Annotated in this window: 22 protein-coding genes, 1 other RNA gene and 2 riboswitches; of the genes, 10 read left to right on the top strand and 13 right to left on the bottom strand. The window is 57.1% G+C overall.

The window, feature by feature from the left end; genetic code table 11:
- The first annotated feature begins 13 nt into the window (after window positions 1-13).
- Genes DFR30_RS12995 through DFR30_RS13005 form a run of 3 tightly spaced genes read left to right on the top strand, consistent with a single transcriptional unit; the run spans window position 14 to window position 3,286 of the window.
- On the top strand, window positions 14-2,083 hold the full coding sequence (locus DFR30_RS12995; RefSeq protein ID WP_132973912.1) for a thioredoxin domain-containing protein: 2,070 nt from the start codon (window positions 14-16) through the stop codon (window positions 2,081-2,083).
- 41 nt (window positions 2,084-2,124) lie between these two features.
- Window positions 2,125-2,823, top strand: coding sequence for a retropepsin-like aspartic protease family protein (locus tag DFR30_RS13000; RefSeq protein ID WP_132973914.1), 699 nt, complete (start codon window positions 2,125-2,127; stop codon window positions 2,821-2,823).
- Window positions 2,824-2,839: 16 nt separating this feature from the next.
- Complete coding sequence (locus tag DFR30_RS13005; RefSeq protein ID WP_132973916.1) at window positions 2,840-3,286, top strand: DUF4124 domain-containing protein; 447 nt, start codon at window positions 2,840-2,842, stop codon at window positions 3,284-3,286.
- Here DFR30_RS13005 and DFR30_RS13010 read toward each other — a convergent pair.
- The 8 genes from DFR30_RS13010 to gcvT form a co-directional block, all read right to left on the bottom strand.
- A complete protein-coding gene (locus DFR30_RS13010; protein ID WP_132973918.1) occupies window positions 3,283-3,828 on the bottom strand; it encodes a GNAT family N-acetyltransferase in 546 nt (181 codons plus the stop codon). The genes DFR30_RS13005 and DFR30_RS13010 overlap by 4 nt on opposite strands.
- 3 nt (window positions 3,829-3,831) lie before the next feature.
- On the bottom strand, window positions 3,832-4,782 hold the full coding sequence (locus DFR30_RS13015) for a carbohydrate kinase family protein (protein ID WP_132973920.1): 951 nt from the start codon (window positions 4,780-4,782) through the stop codon (window positions 3,832-3,834).
- 73 nt (window positions 4,783-4,855) lie between these two features.
- Window positions 4,856-5,218 (bottom strand): diacylglycerol kinase, encoded by a 363-nt coding sequence (locus DFR30_RS13020; RefSeq protein ID WP_132973922.1) that lies wholly within the window; start codon window positions 5,216-5,218, stop codon window positions 4,856-4,858.
- Entirely contained in the window at window positions 5,218-6,669 is a 1,452-nt protein-coding gene (gcvPB, locus tag DFR30_RS13025) for an aminomethyl-transferring glycine dehydrogenase subunit GcvPB (protein ID WP_132973924.1), read from the bottom strand. Before gcvPB ends, DFR30_RS13020 begins: the two co-directional genes overlap by 1 nt.
- Window positions 6,670-6,768: 99 nt before the next feature.
- The gene (tpx, locus tag DFR30_RS13030) at window positions 6,769-7,266 is read right to left on the bottom strand and encodes a thiol peroxidase (RefSeq protein WP_132973926.1); all 498 of its coding nucleotides are present in this window, start codon (window positions 7,264-7,266) and stop codon (window positions 6,769-6,771) included.
- A gap of 18 nt (window positions 7,267-7,284) precedes the next feature.
- Window positions 7,285-8,682 carry an aminomethyl-transferring glycine dehydrogenase subunit GcvPA gene (gene gcvPA / locus DFR30_RS13035; protein ID WP_132973933.1) on the bottom strand — a complete coding sequence of 466 codons (1,398 nt, stop codon included), beginning with the start codon at window positions 8,680-8,682 and terminating at the stop codon, window positions 7,285-7,287.
- Window positions 8,683-8,688: 6 nt separating this feature from the next.
- Window positions 8,689-9,078, bottom strand: a complete 390-nt coding sequence (gcvH, locus tag DFR30_RS13040; RefSeq protein WP_132973935.1) for a glycine cleavage system protein GcvH — start codon at window positions 9,076-9,078, stop codon at window positions 8,689-8,691.
- A gap of 148 nt (window positions 9,079-9,226) precedes the next feature.
- Window positions 9,227-10,315, bottom strand: a complete 1,089-nt coding sequence (gene gcvT / locus DFR30_RS13045) for a glycine cleavage system aminomethyltransferase GcvT (protein ID WP_132973937.1) — start codon at window positions 10,313-10,315, stop codon at window positions 9,227-9,229.
- A 72-nt stretch (window positions 10,316-10,387) separates the two neighbouring features.
- Window positions 10,388-10,483, bottom strand: a riboswitch (glycine riboswitch).
- Window positions 10,484-10,494: 11 nt separating this feature from the next.
- A riboswitch (glycine riboswitch) is annotated at window positions 10,495-10,583 on the bottom strand.
- A 548-nt stretch (window positions 10,584-11,131) separates the two neighbouring features.
- Between gcvT and DFR30_RS13050 the strand changes: the two genes are divergently transcribed.
- Together DFR30_RS13050 and DFR30_RS13055 are read left to right on the top strand one after the other, a co-directional pair.
- A complete protein-coding gene (locus DFR30_RS13050) occupies window positions 11,132-11,602 on the top strand; it encodes a mobile mystery protein A (protein ID WP_132973939.1) in 471 nt (156 codons plus the stop codon).
- Complete coding sequence (locus tag DFR30_RS13055; protein WP_132973941.1) at window positions 11,599-12,186, top strand: mobile mystery protein B; 588 nt, start codon at window positions 11,599-11,601, stop codon at window positions 12,184-12,186. The genes DFR30_RS13050 and DFR30_RS13055 overlap by 4 nt, the downstream gene beginning before the upstream one ends.
- A 93-nt stretch (window positions 12,187-12,279) precedes the next feature.
- Here the strand turns inward: DFR30_RS13055 and DFR30_RS13060 are convergent, their stop codons facing one another.
- The 5 genes from DFR30_RS13060 to DFR30_RS13080 are packed head-to-tail and all read right to left on the bottom strand — an operon-like array spanning window position 12,280 to window position 17,381.
- The gene (locus DFR30_RS13060; RefSeq protein WP_132973943.1) at window positions 12,280-13,095 is read right to left on the bottom strand and encodes an MOSC domain-containing protein; all 816 of its coding nucleotides are present in this window, start codon (window positions 13,093-13,095) and stop codon (window positions 12,280-12,282) included.
- On the bottom strand, window positions 13,092-14,276 hold the full coding sequence (locus tag DFR30_RS13065; protein ID WP_132973945.1) for a UbiH/UbiF/VisC/COQ6 family ubiquinone biosynthesis hydroxylase: 1,185 nt from the start codon (window positions 14,274-14,276) through the stop codon (window positions 13,092-13,094). Before DFR30_RS13065 ends, DFR30_RS13060 begins: the two co-directional genes overlap by 4 nt.
- A gap of 2 nt (window positions 14,277-14,278) precedes the next feature.
- The gene (gene ubiH / locus DFR30_RS13070; RefSeq protein WP_132973947.1) at window positions 14,279-15,505 is read right to left on the bottom strand and encodes a 2-octaprenyl-6-methoxyphenyl hydroxylase; all 1,227 of its coding nucleotides are present in this window, start codon (window positions 15,503-15,505) and stop codon (window positions 14,279-14,281) included.
- Window positions 15,506-15,510: 5 nt separating this feature from the next.
- Window positions 15,511-16,812: a Xaa-Pro aminopeptidase gene (gene pepP, locus DFR30_RS13075; protein ID WP_132973949.1), complete on the bottom strand. Its 1,302-nt coding sequence runs from the start codon at window positions 16,810-16,812 to the stop codon at window positions 15,511-15,513.
- A 5-nt stretch (window positions 16,813-16,817) separates the two neighbouring features.
- Entirely contained in the window at window positions 16,818-17,381 is a 564-nt protein-coding gene (locus DFR30_RS13080; protein ID WP_165869211.1) for a UPF0149 family protein, read from the bottom strand.
- Window positions 17,382-17,442: 61 nt separating this feature from the next.
- Here DFR30_RS13080 and DFR30_RS13085 point away from each other — a divergent pair, with 61 nt between their 5' ends.
- From DFR30_RS13085 to DFR30_RS13105, 5 genes are all read left to right on the top strand, one after another.
- Window positions 17,443-17,676, top strand: coding sequence for a TIGR02449 family protein (locus DFR30_RS13085; RefSeq protein ID WP_132973953.1), 234 nt, complete (start codon window positions 17,443-17,445; stop codon window positions 17,674-17,676).
- Entirely contained in the window at window positions 17,673-17,984 is a 312-nt protein-coding gene (locus tag DFR30_RS13090; RefSeq protein ID WP_132973955.1) for a cell division protein ZapA, read from the top strand. Before DFR30_RS13085 ends, DFR30_RS13090 begins: the two co-directional genes overlap by 4 nt.
- Before the next feature lie 185 nt (window positions 17,985-18,169).
- A non-coding RNA gene (gene ssrS, locus DFR30_RS13095) (6S RNA) lies at window positions 18,170-18,348 on the top strand.
- 19 nt (window positions 18,349-18,367) lie between these two features.
- Window positions 18,368-18,958, top strand: a complete 591-nt coding sequence (locus DFR30_RS13100) for a 5-formyltetrahydrofolate cyclo-ligase (protein ID WP_132973958.1) — start codon at window positions 18,368-18,370, stop codon at window positions 18,956-18,958.
- 23 nt (window positions 18,959-18,981) lie between these two features.
- Window positions 18,982-19,455 (top strand): EVE domain-containing protein, encoded by a 474-nt coding sequence (locus DFR30_RS13105; protein ID WP_132973960.1) that lies wholly within the window; start codon window positions 18,982-18,984, stop codon window positions 19,453-19,455.
- Window positions 19,456-19,458: the final 3 nt, after the last annotated feature.

The raw sequence follows: 19,458 nt of genomic DNA on the forward strand, positions 1-19,458 counted from the left end.
CCGGATCCCAACCATGACCCGTGACACGCAATATACCAACCATCTTGCAAACGAAACCAGCCCCTACCTGCTGCAGCACGTCAACAACCCGGTCGACTGGTACCCCTGGGGGGAAGAAGCGCTGGACAGGGCGCGCCGCGAGAACAAGCCCATTCTGCTGTCCATAGGCTACTCCGCCTGCCACTGGTGCCACGTCATGGCGCATGAATCCTTCGAGGATCCGGCCACTGCCGAGGTTATGAACCGGCTGTTCGTTAATATCAAGGTCGATCGCGAGGAGCGGCCGGACCTGGATAAAATCTACCAGACGGCACACTCACTGCTCACGCAGCGCAACGGTGGCTGGCCGCTGACCATGTTCCTCGACCCGGAAAACCGGATCCCGTTTTTTGGCGGCACCTACTTCCCGCCACAACCCCGCCACGGCCTGCCCGCTTTTACTGACCTGTGTGAACAGATCACCGCCTTCTACCGCGACAAGCGCAGTGACCTGGAACAACAGAACCAGTCACTGATCGAGTTCATGCGCAATATGCATCGCAGCGAATCCCCCTCAGCGGATGCAATCGACAGTATGCCGCTGGATGTTGCACGCCAGCAACTCGGTGGCCAGTTCGACAAAACCTTTGGCGGATTTGGCAAAGCACCCAAATTCCCCCACCCGACCAGTCTGGAACGCCTGCTGCGCCACTGGTCTGCAACCGGCGGCAAGGATACAGAAGCACTGGACATGACGCTGTTCACCCTGGATCGCATGGCACTGGGTGGCATGTATGACCAGGCAGGCGGCGGTTTTTGTCGCTACTCGGTCGATGACCAGTGGATGATTCCGCATTTTGAAAAAATGCTCTACGACAACGGCCCGCTGCTGTCGTTATACAGCGAAGCCTGGGCAGCAACCGGCAACCCGCTTTACCAACGCATCGTTGCAGAGACCGCCGGCTGGGTACAGCGCGAAATGCAGGCACCGGAAGGCGGTTATTACTCCAGCCTGGATGCCGACAGCGAAGGAGAGGAAGGCAAGTTTTATGTCTGGTCGCAGGATGAGTTGCACGCACTGCTCGAAGAGGATGAGTATGCCGTGGCCGCCGCGCGTTATGGTTTTGACCGTAAGCCCAACTTCGAGGGTCACTGGAACCCGCACGTCTATGAATCCCTTGAATCTGTGGCACAAAAAACCGGTAACGATACGGCGCGTGTGCAGGCGCTTCTTTCAAGCGCACGCAACAAACTGTTTAACGCACGCGAGCAGCGTATTCGACCCGGCCGCGATGACAAGGTCCTGGTATCCTGGAATGCGCTGATGATAAAAGGTATGGCGCAGGCGGCGCGGGTTTTCGATGAACCCGGTTACTTCGCATCATCACAACGCGCACTGGACTTTATTCGCACCACCCTGTGGTCAGAGGGCAGACTACTCGCCACGTGCATGGATGGCCGCGCCCACCTTTCAGCCTACCTGGACGATTATGTTTTTCTTATCGACGCCATTCTGGAGCGCCTGCAGGTGCACTGGGACAGCGACGAAATGGCCTTTGCCCTGCAGCTCGCCGATGTCGTACTGGAACACTTCGCCGACCCGGAAGGCGGCTTCTGGTTTACCGCCGACGATCACGAAGCGCTGATCCAGCGCCCTAAACCACTGGGCGACGATGCCATGCCATCAGGAAATGCGATCGCCGCAAAAGTCTTCGGCCGACTCGGCCACCTGCTTGGTGATACGCGCTACACAGATGCTGCACAAGGCACGCTGAAAGCCGCATGGAATCACATCCAGCAAGGACCGTACGGACACACCGGTCTACTGGTTGCAGTCGAAGAATACCTGAACCCGCCGGAGACACTGGTGATACGACCCGGCAACGACAAGATCATATGGCAGCAGGCTGTCGGCAATAACTACGCACCGCGGCGCATGTGCTTTATTATTCCTGATGAGGCAACCGGGCTTCCCGGCCTGCTCGCAGAGCGCAAGCCACAGGACAAAGGTGTGGCCTGGCTGTGCCAGGGCACACAGTGCCTGCCCCCCATCAACGACCCCGCGCAGCTGGGGGAACAACTCGACACTACCGGGGACAACTGACACAATCAACGCATTACTTGCGATAAAGAGTTTCCAGCCGCATGCACTACTCCGGAAAACCGGTCAACTTTCGGACAGCAGCCCCACTAACTGCCAGCCCGGGAATCGTTACATACTGCGCACTGGCACTGGTATTTCTGACGTCTTCACTACATGCGGACACCGCATTGTATTTCATCGGCCAGTTCGGTGATAAAGCTGTCATTCATATAGACGGAAATCAGCGCACGCTCAAGGTGGGCGAAACGAGCCGTGAAGGTGTCAAACTGCTTTCTGTTAACGCAAACCATGCTGTTGTTCTCTACCACGGGAAAAAGCAATCGTTGCGCTTTGCCGCGGCAGGTAAAACCTACAAGGCCAGGTCCAGCACCGAGGTCAGAATCTGGGCTGATGCATCAGGAAGCTTCCAGACACCGGGAAGCATCAATGGTCACCTTGTCAATTTTCTGGTTGATACCGGTGCAACCACAGTGGCCATGAACGAGCTCGTGGCCGACAAGCTGGGCATCGACTTCCGCTACACCGGTACGCCCGGTACCGTCTCTACCGCGTCGGGCCTTTCGCCTGCCTACCATGTGAAACTCGATGCTGTCAGGGTCGGTGATATTGAACTCAAAAATATCCAGGCGACAGTACTGGAAGGCGCTTTCCCGCAAGAGGTCCTGCTGGGTATGTCTTTTCTGTCACAGCTTGAACTTGAGCGGAAGGGAAACCTGGTCACACTGAGAAAACAGCATTGATGAATTCACACCGGCCATGAAAATATTAACCTTGATACTCTTTCTGTTCGTCACGGGACCGGCATCTGCGGAAATCTATAAATGGACCGACGAAGAAGGCCAGGTCCATTACGATGAAAATCCCGGCGAGGGCTCCTCTGGCAGCGTCATCGTTCCACGGCAAAACAAAGCGCCTGCAACGCCCGCCCCGAGTGCAAAGCAGCGTCTTGAAAACATACGCAAATGGACTGATGCCCGACAAAAAGAACGTGAGACTGAAAAACGCAGGAAAGCTGAACAGGACGCCAAACGGGTCAAGCAAGAGGAGAAATGCCACCGGAAAAGAAACAGGCTGACCGACCTGGAAAGAGGCGGGCGCCGCTATCGCCTGGACGAAAACGGGCAACGCCGGTTTTTATCAGACCAGGAAATAGACTCCAGGAAAAACGACGCCAGGGCGTACCTCGAAAAACACTGTCGTTAATCCAGCGGCATCTCGATGAAAGGTCCAAGCTCCTGTTGAGCAGCATCCTGCCCGGCCAGCGATGCCCCCATCTTCGGAAGCTTCATGACACGCACGCCATTTTCCGTGACATCCAGCGGTAAAAACCCGCGCCGTAAATTCATCTGGTACAGAACCTGGGCTTCTGCCGCACAACGCGAGAATACATCGACGCGGGGATGCAGGAAGGCCAGTGCCTTGTCCTGCATACGCGAACCTTCACCCGTACCACGGAGGTCGGGCAAAACAGCAACCATCCAGAGTTCATTACCCATACCCGGAAGAATGGCGCTGTTGATCAGGCAACCGGCCATTTCACCACTCACGGTTTCCCATACCAGCAACTGCGCCTCGACATCCTCATCAAGCCGGCGCCCCCGTTTACGAATGGTGTTCAGGTTCTTTCGTAAACCTGCCTGGTGTGTCTCTTCCGCCAACCGCGGATCAAAGCGACCCTGTGCAGCTTCGCTGATAATCAGCTGGTGAATAACATCAATATCCTGTGATTTCGCCGAACGGAACACCTGTCAGCCCTCTTGAAGAACCGTCAGGTCAGCTGCAAAACTGTCCTTGTAACGAGCACGGAAATCGTCCAGCGTAAAAGCATGATTCTGGGTGCCATGCTGCTCGATCTTTATTGCGCCCATCAGGGCAGCAATACGACCGGTAACTTCCCAGTCAAGCCCGTTCATCAAGCCATATAGCAGACCGCCGCGGTAAGCATCACCGCAACCCGTCGGATCTGTCACACCACTCACCTTCGCTGTCGGGACTTCGATGCAGCCGCCATCGGTAAAGATCTGCGAACCTTCTCCGCCACGGGTCACCACAAGCGCATCGACATGCGACGCAATTTCTTCCAGTGACCAGCCAGTACGATCCTGCAACAGCTGCGACTCATAGTCATTGACGCAAATCCAGGTTGCCTGCTCGATGAACTTCCTGAAATCATCGCCGTCGAACAACGGCATGGCCTGTCCGGGATCGAATATAAAAGGTATACCGGCTTCGACAAACTGGCAGGCATGATCGATCATCCCCTGGCGGCCATCCGGCGACACGATACCGAGCTTTACCCCCTTCGCGTCAGCGACTTTAACCTCATGGGCATAATCCATTGCACCGGGGTGAAAAGCAGTGATCTGGTTATCATCCTGGTCTGTAGTGATAAATGCCTGCGCGGTGTAGGCCTCACCGATTTCCCTGATATGTGTCACCGGGATTTCGTGCTGCTTCATCCACGAGGCGTAAGGAGCAAAGTCCTTGCCTACCGTCCCCATCGGGAGTGGATTACCACCCAGCAGTTTCAGGTTAAATGCAATATTCGCCGCACAACCGCCGAACTCACGGCGCATCTCCGGCACATGGAAAGCAACGTTCAGAATATGCACCTTGTCCGGGAGGATGTGATTCTTGAACTTGTCCTGGAACACCATGATGGTGTCAAACGCAAAGGAACCGCAAATCAGTGCCGACATGTATTTCTTCTCCGAAAACGTAAATTTATAGGCCGGCATCATAACCCGACATAATGCATACCGGGAAACGGCATCAGGTAAACAGCAGGATACCCCACACGGCAGCTGCCACCAGCATGGCGTACACCACCGCGGCAGAGCCCACATCTTTTGCCACACCGGCCAGCGGGTGGTATTCGTCACTGATGCGGTCGACAACGGCTTCTATGGCCGAGTTGAACATCTCCGTCAGCAGTACCAGCAACCAGAACCCCACCATCAGCGCCCGTTCGACAGCGTCTTGTGTGAGCCAGAACGCCAGCGGAATCAGCAGCAGGGTCAGCGCCAGTTCCTGGCGGAAGGCCGCTTCGTTTTTAAACACGGAAACAAAGCCCTTCCGGGAAAAGCCGGCGGCACGGATAATACGGCTTAAACCCGTATTACCCGCCTTGCCCATCAGCCCTGCGCCTTCCAGCGCAGGTCGAGTTCGCGCGCCGCGCGCACTTCGTCCAGACGTCGCACCGGCAAGGTATGCGGTGCTTCGTGCAGTAACTCAACATCTTCAGCCGCCTCTTCAAGTATCTTCGCCATCGCATCGACAAAACCATCGATTTCCTCACGGCTCTCCGTTTCGGTTGGCTCGATGAGCAGGCACTCGGGTACCAGCAGGGGAAAATAGGTTGTTGGCGCATGGTAGCCGTAGTCGAGCAGTCGCTTGGCAAAGTCCATGGCGCTGGCGTGCTGTTCTTTCATCTGCCTTTTCAGCGTCACGATAAATTCGTGGGTCGCACGACGCTCCGGGAAGGCCAGGTCGAAACCTGCTGCCTCCAGACGCTTCATCAGGTAGTTGGCATTGAGCGTGGCAAACTCGGCCACGCGGTGCATACCTTCGCGTCCCAGCAGCCGGGCATAAATATAGGCACGGAACAAGACACCGGCGTTACCCATGAAAGTTGAAAGTCGACCGATGGTTTGCGGCACTTCCTTTTCGGTAAGCCAGAAGTACTCGTCACCATCGTAGCCAACCATCGGTACCGGCAGGAAAGGCTCCAGCCGCTCGCCGACGCCCACCGGACCCGCCCCCGGGCCGCCACCGCCGTGCGGCGTTGAGAACGTTTTGTGCAGGTTCATGTGGATCACATCGAAACCCATGTCGCCCGGCCGCACCTTGCCGAGAATGGCGTTGAGGTTGGCACCGTCGTAGTACAGCAGACCACCGGCCTGGTGCACAATATCGGCAATATCCTTGATGCGCCGCTCGAATACACCCAGCGTGGAGGGATTGGTCAACATGATGCCGGCAGTATGTTCTCCAACGGCTCCACGCAATGCATCCACATCGACGTCACCATTATCCAGCGTAGGAATCTCACGCACCTTGTATCCGCACATGGTCGCTGTGGCCGGGTTGGTGCCATGCGCCGCATCCGGCACCAGGATTTCATCGCGTGCCGTGTCGTTACGTGAATCGTGATAGGCACGAATCATCGCCACACCGGCAAACTCACCCTGCGCACCGGCCGCCGGTGTCAGCGACACGGTTTTCATGCCGGTCACTTCCTTGAGCATTTCCTGTAACTCGTACAGGCAGGCCAGTGCGCCCTGCCCTTCACTGGCCGGCGCCAGCGGATGCCTTGCCAGTATGCCCGGCAACATCGCCAGCGTATTGCAGGCGCGCGGGTTATATTTCATGGTGCAGGAACCCAGCGGGTAGAACTGTGTATCGATGGAAAAGTTTTTCTGCGACAGTTTTGTGTAGTGCCGCACCACCTGCATCTCGGACACTTCCGGCAGGGCTGGCGGGTCCTCGCGCAACAGTTCGGCGGGCAGGTCATTTTCCACGCCATCGAGATCGGGGGCCTGTACCGCAGCACGACGGCCGGGGCGGGAGTGTTCGAAAATCAGCATGTGGTTACTCGTTATACCTGGTGGATACTCTGATCCAGATGTCTCGACGTCATTCCGGCAAATGCCGGAATGACGGTTTAACCGGTATTTGCCGGTGTATCAAAGCGCAGCCAGCGCCTTGTCGTAATCCGGTTCCTGGGCAATTTCCGGTACCAGCTCGGTATATACCACCTTGCCGTTCTCGTCGATGACGACAATGGCGCGCGCGGTAATACCCGCCAGCGGACCATCCTCGATCAGCACGCCATAGTCCTTGGCGAAATTGCGTGAACGCATCATCGATAATGGAACCACCTTGTCGACATTCTCCACACCACAGAAGCGGCTCATGGCAAACGGCAGATCTGCGGCTATCACCAGCATCACTACATTGTCCTTGCCGGCCGCCACTTCGTTAAATTTCTTTGTCGAAGTTGCGCATACCGGGGTATCAAGACTCGGCACGATATTCATAAGAATCTTCTTGCCCGCATAATCAGCGAGCCGCTTGTCATTCAGCTCTGCGTCGACCAGGTGAAAATCCGGGGCATCACTGCCAACAGCAGGGAGTTCTCCATTGGTGTGTATTTCGTTTCCTTGCAGCGTAATCGTCGCCATATTTCCTCTCCTCGTCAGTCAAGCCATTTTTGGCTGCACCGGATGTCCGGCGGTAGTTTGTTTTTCAATGGCGCGGGCCATGTGGTCGGCAAAGCGATCCAGGTCTGCGTCGCTTTTTGTCTCGGTGGCGCACACCAGCAGCGACTCACCCAGCTCCGGGTAGTCGTCGTTCAGCATATATCCGGGCTGCAGATTGTGCGCATACAGCGGGCGGACCAGGCCATCCAGGGATAGCTCAGTGGTCAAAACCGCCTCATGGAAGTACGGGCGGTTGAAACGCAACCTGATGTGGTCGTTGGCAAGCTTGTCCACCAGCTTGCGGGTATTGGCATGACTCGCCAACGCCACACGTCGCAGACCTTCGGCGCCCAGCAGGCTCATGTGAATCGTGGCTGCCGTTACCAGCAGACCCTGATTCGTGCAGATATTCGAGGTCGCCCTGGAACGACGAATATGCTGCTCACGCGCCTGCAGGGTCAGCGTAAAGCCTTCCCGTCCGTCGCGGTCGACCGTGCGCCCGACAATACGCCCCGGCATCTGCCGCACGAAGTTCTGGCGCGCACACATAAAACCGAAGTAGGGGCCACCCGATGACAGGGGCACACCCAGCGGCTGTCCTTCACCGATCGCAATGTCCGCACCGGTCTCACCCCATTGGCCCGGCGGTTTGAGCAGTGCAGCAGCCACCGGGTTGGCAACGGCAATAACCATGGCACCGTTGGCGTGCGCCCAGTCGGTCAGTGCATCGACGTCTTCCAGCACGCCGAAGAAGTTGGGCTGCGCGATAACCAGCGCGGCGATGTCTTCGCCGCTGTATGCCTCCAGGCTGTCCAGATTGAGGTGACCACCTTCGTTATCAAACGGCACCTCGACCAGCTCGATACCCTGGTTGGTGACAATGGTACGCGTGGTGGCCCGGTAGGCCGGGTGTACATTGGTCGGCATAAGAATGCGTCGCGACTTTGACTTCCGGTTGGCACGAATCGCCATCAGCACGGCTTCGGCCAGCGCCGAAGCGCCATCGTAAAGCGATGCATTGGACACATCCATCGCCATCAGCTCCGTCATCATGCTCTGGAACTCATAGACCAGTTGCAGTGTGCCCTGGCTGGCTTCTGCCTGGTAAGGCGTATAGGCACTGTAAAACTCGCCGCGCGTAACCAGTTCCCACACCGCTGCAGGAATATGGTGCTCGTAGGCGCCGGCACCGATAAAACACAGCGGCTGCCCGTCTTTTGAAGCACGCTCGTGCATCAGCCGGCTGACGTCCTGTTCGGTCATGCCCTGCGGAATGCCTTCCAGCGTGCCACAACGCAATTGCTGCGGAATTTCATCGAACAGGTCTTCGATATCCTGCACGCCGATGGTTTTCAACATGTCACGGATATCGTCTTCAGTATGGGGGACAAACGGCATCTGGTTTTACTCTGACTCTATAAATTCCCGGTACTCTTCGGGGCTCATGAGGCGATCCACGTCATCCACACTGGATGGCTGAATGCGCATCAACCAGCCGGCGCCATAGGGATCCTGGTTGACGGCCTCCGGCGCACCGGCCAGATCCTCGTTGACCTCGACCACGGTTCCGGCAATAGGCGCATAAAAATCCGAGGCCGCCTTGACCGATTCGACCACGGCACAGGCTTCTTCAGCCTCCATCTCGTGATCAATCTCCGGCAGCTCGACAAACACCAGGTCGCCCAGCTGCTCCTGTGCATGGTCGCTGATGCCGGTTGTAACCGTGCCATCCTCGTTCACCCGCACCCACTCGTGACTCGTGCTGTATCTCAGATCACCCGGCACTTCACTCATTGTATGTTCCTCTTTTTCAATTGTTTCAACTCTCCAGAGATCAACTGGTGGCAGACCCCCGTCATTGCGAGCGCAGCGCGGCAATCTCTTTGTCCTGGTGCCAGACTGAAAGAGATTGCCGCGCTGCGCTCGCAATGACGTATCGTTTTCACAGTTCAATTTGCGCCTTGCCGTTACGCACAAACGGTGGCTTGACGACCTTGCAGTCCAGCAACTTGCCGCGAATTTCGACCTGGCACCTGGCACCGATACTAGCCGGTACCCGCGCCAGTGCAATGGAACGCTGCAGTGTTGGCGAAAAGCCGCCACTGGTGGTTTCGCCGGTCTGGTCACCGACCACGACTTTCTGGTGCCCGCGCAACACACCCCGGCCTTCCAGCAGCAAACCGACAAACTTCTGTTCGGGGCCGGCTTCACGTTCGGCTTCCAGCGCCTTGCGGCCGATAAAATCACGCGCTTCCGGCTTCCAGCCAATCGTCCAGCCCAGACCGGACACCAGTGGACTGACGCTTTCATCCATATCGGCACCGTACAGGTTCATCCCGGCTTCCAGACGCAGCGTATCGCGGCAACCCAGACCACAAGGCTGTACACCGGCGTCGGCCAGTGCCTGCCAGAAGGCCGGCGCCTCGACATCCGGCAACATGATTTCAAAGCCATCTTCGCCGGTGTAACCGGTGCGCGCGACAAACCAGTCATCGACTTCCGCGCCAAAGAAAAGATCCAGCCCCTCGACGACCTTGCGCTGTTCCGCATTGAAAAGTGACAGGGTTTTTTCGCGTGCGTTCGGCCCCTGGATCGCAATCATGGCCAGTTGTGGCTGCTCGATCACCTGCACATCGAAAGCAGCGGCCTGTTTGATAATCCACGCCAGGTCTTTCTCCCGCGTAGCGGAATTCACCACCAGGCGGAAATTGTTCTCGGTCAGGAAATAAACGATGAGATCATCCAGCACACGCCCCTGCTCGTTAAGCATGCAGCTGTACAATGCCTTGCCGGGATTCTGCAACTTGTCGATATTGTTGGCCAGCAGATAGCGCAGGAAGTCGCGCGTCTTGTCACCGTGCAGGTCGACGACCGTCATGTGCGACACGTCGAACATTCCGGCATCGCGGCGTACTGCGTGATGCTCTTCGAGCTGCGAGCCATAGTGGATCGGCATGTCCCAGCCGGCAAAATCCACCAGCTTGGCGCCCATGGCCTTGTGTGATTCGTACAGGGGGGTTCTGTTTCCCATAACTGACTCTGTCATTCTGAAAGCGTTGGCTGTCATGCCGCCCGAAAACATCCGGAACGACGGCTGAATATCCGTCGCCCCTCTGTCCGGTAACCTGAGAGTGTGAGCGACCATTTGGCCGCCTTCCCCTTCGGTGGGCCGATATGGCCGCTCTCCAGAGTCAATCCGGCTGAATAATGCCTGCTGCCGCGGTCCTTTTGCCTGAGCGATTCCGGGCGGGTTGCGCCTTCGGCGGCCGGCTGGGCCGGCTCTCTCCCGCAGCAGCGCGAGATCGAAGGCGGACTATACCCTGCCCGCGCAGGCCAGCCAAGCGTGCAATCGTTACACGATCGGGAAAACAGCTTTAACCCTGCAAAACGATGATTTAGTCTTCTGACTATCCAGACAACAGCGCGTCATTATCGACCTGGTAAAACACGGCAATCTTACCGCCCTGGACAAGGCTATCGACAACCCGCACAGCGAGACAGCCGACTGGGCAATGATGGCCGCGATCCAGCAAAACAATCGCAGCGTGCTCGACTTTCTTCTTGAAAGAAAAAACATGCGCCCGGAGGACTGCTCCCTGGAGTCAGGGATAACCCTGTTACATACCGCCACCCGGCTCCGAAACGGCGAGCTGGACGACGATCAATCGCCCCTACCCCCTCTCACCAAGACCGTGCAGGCTTCAGCGACAGTGACAACCAACACTTGATAATAATCTATATGTTATTATTTATAGACCATTAAATAATCTTTATATTATTATTGACTAATTATTATAACTTATATATTATTTTATACTGAATTATAAATAACTTTTTGGTTATTTTTATGAGAGCAAAAGATCGCGCAGTAGCGCGCCAACAACTCGATAAGCGACTGAACTCATTGCGATATTCAGACGCTTTTGCACGCCCTCCACGCGGCTGGATTAAAGCCATCCGAGAAGCACTGGGCATGACAACAGCCCAGCTTGGCAAGCGCCTTGGCGTCAGCCAACCGCGCGTCGTTAAAATCGAGCATGCCGAAACCAAAGGTTCAATCACCCTTGATAGTCTTGAGCGGGCTGCAAATGCCCTGGATTGCCGCCTTGTCTATGCATTGGTGCCACGAAAACCACTCGATGAACAGGTCACCGAACGGGCTGAACGCCTTGCGAAGAAACGACTGAAATCAACGAGTCACAGCATGGCCCTCGAAGACCAGGAAGTTGATACAGCGGATGAGCAGGAGCAACTCAAACGCATGATCCAGAGTCTGCTCGATAAGGCAGGTTCCGAGCTTTGGGATGAGGATCTATGACCGATCCCCTGGATGAACAGGACGATGCCGCCACACCCTTGACGGAAGAAGAGAAAGCAGCATTGATCCCCTCCTACATCACGCTTCGCCCGGAACTGAACGAGGCTGAGCAGGCTAATATTCTGGAAGCAGAGGAATGGGCAGTCACGCGCAACCGCGATGTGCTCAATGAGAAGTTCCTTAAAGACCTTCACAAGAGAATGTTTGGCCGGGTCTGGCGGTGGGCTGGCAAGTTTCGTCAGTCCGAACGCAATATCGGCGTAGAGGCCTATCGCATCCCAACCGAGCTTCGACAACTTATCGATGATTGTCATTACTGGATAGAAAATGGAACCTATGAACCGGATGAAATCGCGACACGGTTCCATCACCGACTGGTATTGATCCATCCCTTCCCGAATGGCAATGGTCGCCATGCCCGTCTGACAACCGACCTTCTGCTAGCAGCAGTGGGATGCCATCCATTCACCTGGGGCCAGGTCAATCTTGTCGATGCCAGTGAGACACGGAAAGCCTACATTGCCGCGCTCCGGGCGGCCGATAATCATGATTACGTACCGTTACAAGAATTTGTGCGTTCATAAGAATGAAGATTTACGGTATTGACTTTACAAGCAGGTGCAAACACAGCGCACCTGGACAAGGTTAAAATACTCGCTTTATTCAAAGAGCACGGATCACACCAGCCTGCTTTCGGAAACAACCTCAACAACATCGCCTACATGCACCACCCCGCCACTACGAGGTATCAGGTTCTGCCCGAAATACACACCACCCTCCGGCCGTTTCCGGTACTGGCTGAGTGTGCGCAATGGTTCCGTTTTGGTACTTTTAATCCCTGTATCTGGATCAATGGTGGTAAAGATACAGCGTGAACAGTTCTTCACCCCTTCAAACTCGACTTCACCAATGCGGATCCGGTGCCAGTTATCCTCTGCATAGGGCAACTCGCCATCCACCACCAGGTTGGGCCGGAAACGGCGCATGGATACGGGCTGTTCGAGCCGGGTATTGAGATCATTCAGGGATGCTTCGGTAATCAGCAGCAGCGGGAAACCGTCAGCAAAACTGACCTGGTCACCAGGCCGGCCATAGTCCGGGTCAACGCCACGCACCAGGTCATCGGTCATCCGTACCAGGCGGCACTCGATCCCGAGGTATTCGGAAAACCAGGCATCGGCTTCAGGCCCTGCAGAAATTGCATCGCACTGGTCACGCCAGATCGTGACTTTCGTGAGATCGGTGTTGTCTGCCTTCAAGGGCAGGACAAGTTCCGGCCGGCCGGCAACACTGACATGCAAACTTGTATCATCCAGGCGCGTATCCACCACGGCCAGTGCCGGGTGCTGTCGCGCGGTAATAAACTTGCCCTGTGCATCGACCAGCATCCAGCGCCGGTCCCACGGCAGACCACGCGGCAACACTTCGCTCTCGTTCAGCGCGATACGACGCGTGGACTTGACGGGATAGATATTGATTTCGGTGAGTTTCATAGCCCCATGGCCGAACGAATGATCTGCGCCTTGACCGGTGTTGCACGATCAAACAGCTTCAGGCCCAGGCCGCGCGCAAGGCGCACCGGCGTCAGCGTGCTGCCGAATAACTGCTTGAAGGCGCTCATCGCCGCCAGGGTCAGCTGGTTATCGCCACGCCGGGCACGTTCGTAGCGGCGCAGCACGGTAAAGGCGCCGGGGTTGCGACCCGATGCACGGGCAGCATGCAGCTCGTCGGCCAACGCCTGCACATCCTTCAGGCCAAGGTTGACGCCCTGCCCGGCAAGCGGGTGAACGACATGGGCGGCATCGCCAACCAGTGCAAGTCCGGGTTTGACATAAGCCTCGGCCGACTGTGCCTGTAAAGGGAACAGCACCCTGTCACCAACGGCCCGGATCTCACCAAGCCGGTACTCGAAGGCTTCACCAAGGGCACGGCAGAATGCCTGGTCATCCAGCGCCAGCAATGCCTGTGCCTTGCTGCTGGTGGCAGACCAGACAATCGAACAGCGCCCGTCGTGCAGTGGCAGAAAAGCCAGCGGACCGCTGGGCAGGAAGCGCTGCCATGCCGTTTCCTGGTGAGGCTTTTCAGTCTCCACCACGGCCACCAACGCCTGTTGACCGTAATCGGATACCTGGACGTGAATACCGGCCAGGTCGCGCACGCGGGAATGTTTACCGTCGGCGCCGACCAGTAACCGTGCGGTAAGTGACTTGCCGTCATCCAGCCCGATGTGTTGCCGGTTACCGCTATATTCAAGGGTCTGCAGACGGGCCGGACAGAAACGCGTGACAGTGCCCGTACCCTCCACCACATCGAGCAAGGCACGCTCGATGACACGTGACTCGATAATGTGCCCAAGATCAGGCTCACCGAGTTCAGCGCTGTCAAAGTGAATCTCGCCTTCACTGCCGGCGTCCCACACCTGCATTTCGCGGTAGGGCTGTGCCAGCGGTGCGATGGCTGGCCAGGCACCGAGAGACTCGAGCAACCGCTGTGAAGCGCGGGAAATGGCGTAGACACGCAGGTCGATACTGTCCGCCGGCCAGTCGTGCACGGGTTCGCGGGCTTCAAGTATGGCAACGCTGAAACCCTCGCGCCCGAGTGCTGCCGCCAGCGCCAGGCCCACGAGACCGGCACCGCTGATAACACTATCGAAATCTGTCGGCTGGTGATCCATAGCTACAACGCCAGCCCTCGCGCAAGTCTTGGCAGCCGCCCGGCACGCCCCATGGTCAGGCGGCCAAACCAGTGCTTGGCGGGCGGGCACAGGTCCAGCGCCAGCATGCCGGCATCGCGCAGGCCGACAACCGGTGTCAGTGACTGCCCGAACAGGCGCACCATCGTGTCGGTAAAGGCGACCACGCGGCGCTGATCGGTCTGTCGCCAATCTGCATAGCGCCGTAATACATCAACATCACCGATATCGCCCCCCCTGCGCTGCGCATCGATGACAACTTCCGCCAGTGCCGCAACATCCCGCAAGCCAAGATTGAAACCCTGACCGGCAATCGGATGCAGTGTATGCACCGCATTGCCGATCAATGCCAGCCGCTGCGCCGTTGACTGTTTGGCGCGCAGTAACTGAAGTGGATAGGCGTGACGCGTACCGACCCTGGTGAACCGGCCCAGCCGATAACCAAAGCGCGCCTGCAGACGCGACAGAAATTCTGTGTCTTCGAGCCCCATCACTTCATCGACCTGGTCAGCCCGGAGTGTCCAGACCAGTGAACAATGGTTGTCATTAAGCGGTAACAGGGCCATCGGCCCGGTATCCGTAAAACGCTCGTAGGCAACCTGTTTATGGGGTTGATCGGGTGTAACGTTGGCAATCACGGCTGTCTGCCCGTAGTCCCATTGATGCGTATCGATAGCCAGTTGTTCGCGCACCCGGGATTGCACGCCATCGGCTGCAACCAGCAGACGTGCCGTATGTTCTACAGACTTCCCTTCATGGTTCAGCACAGCTTGCACACGGTCCCCGTCAGTCTGGAAAGACTCGAGTCGGGCAGGTGCAAGCAGTTGCACAGACGTCTGTTCAAGGGCACGTATCAGCGTATTGCCGAGCAAGCGCGCACTGGCGACATAACCCAGCGCCTCCACACCCTCCTGTTCACGTTTCAGTCGCGTGAAACCAAAATGACCCCGATCGGATACGTGTATCGTATGAATAGGGCACACCTCTTTCTGCAGCGCATCCCAAATTCCCATGCCGGTAAAAATACGCTGCGAGCCCTGCGCCAGTGCAATGCTGCGTTCGTCATAATTGGGCTGCTCATTAATACGAAAGGGATGTGCTTCGACAATAGCGACGTCAAGCCCCGCGCGTCCCAGCGCGAGCGCCAGGCTGGCGCCAACCAGGCCGCCACCGACAACAAGCACATCTGACTGACGGGGCTCATGGCTCATCACGATCAGCCCATCAGGCCTTCGATTTCATCGACAGTCTTCGGCGCAGCCTTACTCAGCACATCGTAACCATCACGCGTGACCAGCACGTCATCCTCGATACGGATACCGATATTCCACCATTTGCGTGCCACGCCTTTGCTGTGCGCAGGGATATACAGACCCGGCTCAACGGTCAACACCATACCCGGCTCCAGTTCACGCCAGGCTTCACCGACCTTGTAGTCACCCACATCATGCACATCCATACCCAGCCAATGCCCGGTTCGATGCATGTAAAAACGCCGGTAGGCCTGCTCCTTGATCAGGGTAGCCGTTCTCCCCTTGAGCAGACCGAGCTTGACCAGCCCGCGCGTCAGCACCTTGACCGCCGCCGCATGCGGCGCATTCCAGTGATTACCCGGGTAGACTTCCTCGATAGCCGCCAGTTGCGCATCGAGCACCAGCTCGTAAATTGCGCGTTGCGACGGGTTGAAGCGGCCACTGACCGGAAAGCAGCGCGTGATGTCGGACGCGTAGTAATCGTGTTCCACACCGGCGTCGATCAGCACCACCTCACCCTTGTTAAGCGGCGCGTTGTTTTCGGTGTAATGCAGGATACAGGCGTTTTCACCCCCACCGACAATCGACGGGTAGGCGGGTTCGCCACCCGCTTTGCGAAACGCGTAGAGAAACTCGGCCTCCAGCTCATACTCCATCATGCCAGGCTCACACACCTGCATGGCACGCTTGTGCGCACGCGCGGCAATATTGGCAGCCTGGCGCATGGTCTTGATCTCGGCACGACTCTTGTACAGGCGCATGTCATGAACAAAATGCTCCAGGGACACAAATTCCTCGGGCGTATGTTTGCCGGCACGCGACTGGCTGCGAATGCGGTTCACCCAACCAATGACGCGCTGGTCGAATTCGGGTGCCGTGCCCATGGTGTAAAACACGCGGTCACGACCTTCCAGCAGGCCGGGCAGAATATCGTCGATGTCACCGATCGGGAACGCGTCGTCAGCACCAAAACGTTCGACCGCACCCTCCGGACCGGCGCGACGCCCGTGCCAGGTTTCCATCTCCGGGTCACGATCACGGCAGAACAGCAGGAACTCGCCGTGCTTGCGTCCGGGCATCAGCACCGCTACGGCTTCGGGTTCGGCAAAACCGGTCAAATAGTAGAAATCACTGTCCGGACGAAACGGGAAATCCACATCGCGGTTTCGTGACTGCTCCGGGTTGGTGGGCAGGATAGCAATACTGTCCGACCCCATCATGCGCATCAGCTGCTTGCGGCGGCGGGCAAATTCTTTCTGTTCCATAACAGTTACTGGATCTGTTGCGGCGCGGCGGCCGGTTGCAGTTCATCGTGGACGAACAGGACGCCAATACGCAAGTACTCCACGACCTCCTCAAACGCAACGTTTTCGTTCTCATCAGGGCTTTCCAGGTCAAAGTCGACCTTTGCGATCTGCGCCACATCATCAAGCAGTTCGGCGAGCTCCTCCGATAATTTGTCCCGTTCCGGTAGCCCGCCAAGCCCCAGTCCCGACAGAAAACCGCTGCACCAGGCACCCAGTGATTCGGTGCGCTCGGCCAGTGGCGCATCGTCATCCGGCAACAATAATTCAAAATCCAGTTCCTCGCTGTGCAGGCTGGCCAGCGTTTGCTCGTAGACCTCCTGCAGGCACTGGTAGGCCCTGGCCTGGGCGCTGTTGCGTGGATCAAAGTCGTCGAACACCTCCGGCAACCAGCGCTGGGGGTCGGCAAAGCCCGCTGCGCAAATTAACCCGCACAACAGCCCGTGGCTGTCCGCCGGGTCTGCGCCGGGGTTGGCGAGATCCAGCACATCCTGTACATCGTAGTACTCAAGACCTTGATTTTCTGACATTGCCTGATTATTGCACAGCGCCGACATTGACGCATTTTTGACCCTTCTCTATAGTGTGCGCATGACACAGACAAGCCCGCAGTCCGTCACCGAACAAGAACTCCAGAAACTGGAAGTCCGTCTTGAAGAACTGGTCGACACCATTACCCGCCTCAAAGAGGAAAACCGCTCCCTGCGTAACCAGCAGGAGTCCATGGTCACCGAACGCGCCAGCCTGATCGAAAAAAGCGAAATGGCCCGCACCCGGGTCGAAGCCATGATCAACCGCCTGAAAGCCATGGAGCAGGGGGCATGAGCAAGGCCGAGCCCATGCGCATCCAGATCCTCGGTAAGGAATACCTTGTGGCGTGTCCGGATGAAGAACGCGAGGCGCTGTTCGCCTCTGCCGAGTTCCTGACCGAAAAAATGAAAGAAATCCGCGATAACGGCAAGGTTGTCGGCGCCGACCGGATCGCCGTGATGGCCGCCCTCAATATGGCCCACGAGCTGCTGGGACACCGCAGCAGCAAGGATGATTACCAGTTTGACGTCAGCAAGCGCATTCGTGCCCTGCAGGACAAGATAGATGTTGCGCTCAACCAGGGCAGGCAGCTCGAACTCTGAGCTGAATGACACCTGCCCGACCCGAATCCCCCGTCATTGCGAGCGCAGCGAAGCAATCTCTCACCCCCCAGCACCAGGCCAAAGAGATTGCTTCGCTGCGCTCGCAATGACGGGGATTGCCCCTCGCAGTGACAGGGATTGCCCATGGTTCGCCATATCGGCATTTGCGTTATACTGATACTCCGCATCTTCTGCGGTACACGTTAGCGGCTAAGATCTCCTTGAGCCTAATAATTGTCCAGGGGATCGGCTTGCCGGGCCAGTGAGCATGTCCACTGCGGTGGAAAGCCTTAGGTTCTGCACTCATCCCCACCTGAACCTCTGGTTCAAGGGCAATAGCTGCAACGGTATTCGCGGAAGATGCCTTTTATTGTCTGGACACCATGCCCAACCGTTCCAACCAGCGTAAACAACTGCGCGACCGGCGTTGCGCACTCGAACCGGCGGAACGCCTGCAGCGTTCACGCCTGCTGTGCCGGCAACTGGCGAAACACCACCTGTTTCGCAACAGTCAGCGTATCGCCGCCTACCTGTCGGCAGATGGCGAAGTCGATCCCCACCCCCTGATTGAACGCGCCTGGGCCATGAACAAGCAGGTTTACCTGCCCGTGTTGCGCCCTTTCGGTGATAACCGACTCTGGTTTGCCCGCTATGAACCGGGTACACCACTGGTGAAGAATCGCTATGGTATTGCCGAGCCGGAAATTGACCATAACAAACGCGTTGAAGCCTTTGCGCTGGACCTGGTGCTGGCGCCGCTGGTCGGCTTTGACCTGAAAGGCAACCGGCTGGGCATGGGTGGCGGGTTCTATGACCGCAGCTTTGCCCACCTGCTACGTCGCCGGCACTGGCTGAAACCGCGCCTTGTGGGTCTGGCATACGGCTTCCAGCAGGTTGAACACCTGCCCGCACAACCCTGGGATGTACCACTGACCGCTGTCGCCACCGACACCCAGATTACCGAATTCCGTTAACGAGAGCACTACTGGAGCAGACCTTGAACTACTGGCTGATGAAATCCGAACCCGATGTCTTCGGCATCGAACACCTGAAGAAAATGCCGAAGAAAACCGAGCACTGGGATGGCGTGCGCAACTACCAGGCCCGCAACATGATGCGCGATGAAATGAAAAAAGGAGACATGGTATTTTTCTACCACTCCAACTGCACCGAGCCTGGCATTGTCGGCATTATGGAAGTGGTCCGCGAAGGCTACCCGGACTTTACCGCCTTTGATCCGGAACAAAAATACTACGACCCTAAAAGCGACCCCGACAAACCATGCTGGTATATGGTCGATGTGCGCTACAAACGTATGACGAAACGCCTGATCAGCCTGCAGGAGCTGAAAGGCTACAAGGCGCTGGAAGACTGCCCGCTGGTGCGCAAGGGCAACCGCCTGTCGATTATGCCGCTTACAAAAAAACAGTGGGATTTTATTCTGAAGCTTGAGGATAAAAAACCCGGCTGACAG

The organism is Thiogranum longum (assembly GCF_004339085.1).
In the GTDB taxonomy this organism is placed as follows: domain Bacteria; phylum Pseudomonadota; class Gammaproteobacteria; order DSM-19610; family DSM-19610; genus Thiogranum; species Thiogranum longum.